The organism is Armatimonas sp., assembly GCF_043760365.1.
Taxonomy (GTDB): Bacteria; Armatimonadota; Armatimonadia; order Armatimonadales; family Armatimonadaceae; genus Armatimonas.
The window spans coordinates 1-2,905 of sequence record NZ_JAYUPA010000924.1 but is presented as its reverse complement, the minus strand read 5'-3'; the positions used below and the strand labels follow the sequence as shown (position 1 = coordinate 2,905).

Genomic DNA, 2,905 nt, shown 5'->3' with positions numbered 1-2,905 from the left:
CTTTGTCAGGTCCGCCGCTAGGGTGAGCGCTCCGCCCTCAAATGGCTTTGCCAGCGTGAGGGTTGCGACAGCGCGCCCGTCGGCATCCTTGGGCAGAGCGGGCACCAGTGCCACTGTCTCCACCGTACTCTGCTCCATCTTGCTGGCCTGCACCGCGGGGGCCAGAGTGAGCCGCAGCCGGGTCAGGCCGGGGAGGCTCGTCGCTGCTACGCCCGCTCCGGGCAGCGCACCGGGCTGGGTGAGATCTACCAGAAAGCCCTCGCCGCTGGTGAAAAGAGTGACGGGCTTGCTATCCGCTCCGATTCCCTCCACTTTGTAGATCGTCGCCCAGACATGCTCCCAGGTCGGCTTTGCGGCATCGGTGCCGGTGAGAAACAAGCCCACGGAGGTGAACGGTGCCGCCGCCGCCAGTGCGCTCCCCCCACTTCCTGCGCTTGCAGGCTCCGTCGGCATCGCCCCCGCACCGCGCGCAGCAGAGCCGCCGGGCAGGCTCGCGCTATCCGTCGCGGTGCCCGAGCCGCCGCAGCCCGTTAGCGCGAACAACAACAAAAAAGGCAAGAGAGCCATCGTAATGCGTTTCATGGTAGTAGTATTGACCAGCGGCGTGGGATTTCCTTCATTGGGCGATCTCGAAGCCACGGAACCAGGAGCCGCGAGTGTGAAGCTGCCCGCTATCGCCTGCATGCACTTTCTGGTACTGGGCCTCTGTGACCGCAAAGTGGCGGCGCGAGCCATCAGGCAAGGAGAACGTCAGGACGTGGCGCTGGTCGGGCTCCCAGCCGCTCCCTGGTTGGTGCACCAAGGATTTCTCCAGCACGACCGCAGGGGTAAGCAGCTCGGCCTCACACCGGTTGGCCCACCAGGTGCGCAGGCTCTGTGCACCCCAGAGGACGATGCAGCCCCCCAGAAGTAGCAGAACAATAAGCTCGGTAGACATAATTCAGATGATGCCGCTGCCGCCTTAGTTTTACCTCCCCTAAATGGCGTATCTAGCCCTGCTTTCCGGCACGCACGCTCGCCAAAAAGTCCGCCTGCTCGGGTGGGGTTGCGCACAAGACCAGCTCGGTGCCCGCAAATGGCCCGCCGACGAGGCGGCAGAGCGGAGCGCTGGGGAGCAGCGGCGCAACCCATTCCAGGGCATCGAAGGCAAGTGTGGCGGCGAGGCTCCGGCAGAGGCTCTCGCCATAGATCACAAGCCGCTTCACTTTCTGTGTTTTCAGAACCGTACTCAGAGTCTGCGTGAGCTCGGTTTCCGTGGGGGCGGGGTTCCCTGCGTAGAGCACCACACTATGCCCGACGGAGAGCGCCCCTGTAATGACTTTGTGCGCCCGCTCCGCTTCCCGGAACGTGTGGCAGAAGAAGCCTTGTGTCCGTGCCCAAGCAAGCTGCGGTGCGAGCTGCTCTGAGGGTGCGCCACTTACCACGAAGAGCTGCTCGACGGGCTCCGGCTTACTCCGCGTGACGGTCTCGGGCAGGAGTCGTGCCGTTTTCCAGGCGGCGAGAAGCGCACTCTCCACGGCGGCGGAACCGGCAACAAGAGGCGGCTTGCGCTCCCAGAGAAGCTCCCCGATCAGCGCAGTGTGCGCGGTGCTCAGGCTATCGAAGAAAACGACACTGGGATCGGGGTCGGCTTGGATCTCGCGCAGGCGGGTTCTGACCGCCTCCCGGCCCGCATCGAGGTACAGGCAGTTGATGTCGTAGAGGGAGAAGCGCTCGGTTTGCTGGTGCAGCGCCACGGCTAGGTCTGTCTCTTGGCGGGCAATCGCCCAGAGTGCCTCGGGGTAGAGCTGGGTGTGGAGCCCCCGAAACGCGACATAGCGGCCCCGCTCTGGCGCACCAAACACCACCGGAATCGCCGACATGCCCAGGCAGTCCACGCTTCCCTCCAGAGCCGCGCCCAGTGCTTGGGGAGCGGTGAGCGCGTGGTGAATGGTCGCACGGAGCGGCAGGAGAGCCGTCGGCTGGGCCCCGAGTAGCCCTATGGCTTCCAGATCGGCGGGCAGGCTCGTGGGAGGAGCCAGGCAGAGCTGCGTCTTCACTCCGGCACAGGCAAGTTGCTCCAGGATCTCCAGAAGCTCGGGGAGAGACTCTCCATAGAACGCGAGTCGTAGGCTCATGGCCTATTGTAACAAAAACGGCGCAGAGCATTTGCTCTGCGCCGTTTTTTATGGGGCTAAGTAAGCGACTAGCGCTTGCCCTTCAGACCACCCCCCCCCCCAGGGGGCGGCATGCCTGTGTCGGGTGGCGGGATACCCACTGCTGTTTTAGCCGCGGGCGAGTTATTGTCGATAGAGGCAGATACCGGAGCCGGCTTCTCTTCTTGTGTTTGGCTATTGCAGCCGATGAGCGGCAACACTAGAAGCGCAAGAAGAAGCGCGGTCGAAAGGGATTTCTTAATCATGGTACTTTCTTTCCTGATCTCTTAGTAGCGGTAGTCCCAGTACGTGAAGATTCGGCCATTAGCGGTGGTGCTAAAGTCGCAGCGCTCCAGGTCGTTGCGAACCATGGACTTCACGTGACCATCGGCAAACGCGACGTTGGCGCGGCCCGACTCCACAGCGGCGCGGCTTCCGCCACGGCCCCTCGTGTTGGAGTGGAGGTACCAGGTCCAGCCCTGTCCTCCCAGACCGACACAGCCACCCGGCAAGTTCTCCGGCCAGACACCCGTGTTACCCACCGCCTGGGAGATGGAGACTCCCGTGTTGTCCCAGACAGAGTCCGCAACGAGTAGCACGGTCTCGGCAGGACGCTGAATGGCGGCGGTTGCACTGCGAGCACCCCACTCGACCAAAAGAATGTTGACGGCGATCTTGCTGAAGGCGCTGTCGTAGTAGCCCGCCTGGTCCATTGCCGCGATGTAGGGGATACCTGCAACACTAGGGTTGGGGATGGCGGTCTGCCAGTT

At 63.4% G+C, this 2,905-nt stretch carries 3 protein-coding genes and 1 pseudogene; all 4 read right to left on the bottom strand.

Annotated elements, in window-relative coordinates:
- Positions 1-582: pseudogene (locus ACH2EH_RS23190) on the bottom strand (hypothetical protein); the annotation flags it as partial.
- A gap of 34 nt (positions 583-616) precedes the next feature.
- Positions 617-937, bottom strand: a complete 321-nt coding sequence (locus ACH2EH_RS23185; RefSeq protein WP_395145505.1) for a DUF2500 family protein — start codon at positions 935-937, stop codon at positions 617-619.
- Positions 938-989: 52 nt separating this feature from the next.
- Positions 990-2,117 carry a hypothetical protein gene (locus tag ACH2EH_RS23180; protein ID WP_395145503.1) on the bottom strand — a complete coding sequence of 376 codons (1,128 nt, stop codon included), beginning with the start codon at positions 2,115-2,117 and terminating at the stop codon, positions 990-992.
- 305 nt (positions 2,118-2,422) lie between these two features.
- The coding region (locus tag ACH2EH_RS23175) for an H-X9-DG-CTERM domain-containing protein (protein ID WP_395145502.1) at positions 2,423-2,905 on the bottom strand (483 nt) is incomplete at its 5' end.

Excerpts from the sequence above, each read along its gene's own strand:
- ACH2EH_RS23185 (WP_395145505.1), bottom strand. The coding sequence starts at position 937 with ATGTCTACCGAGCTTATTGTTCTGCTACTTCTGGGGGGCTGCATCGTC.
- ACH2EH_RS23180 (WP_395145503.1), bottom strand. The coding sequence starts at position 2,117 with ATGAGCCTACGACTCGCGTTCTATGGAGAGTCTCTCCCCGAGCTTCTG.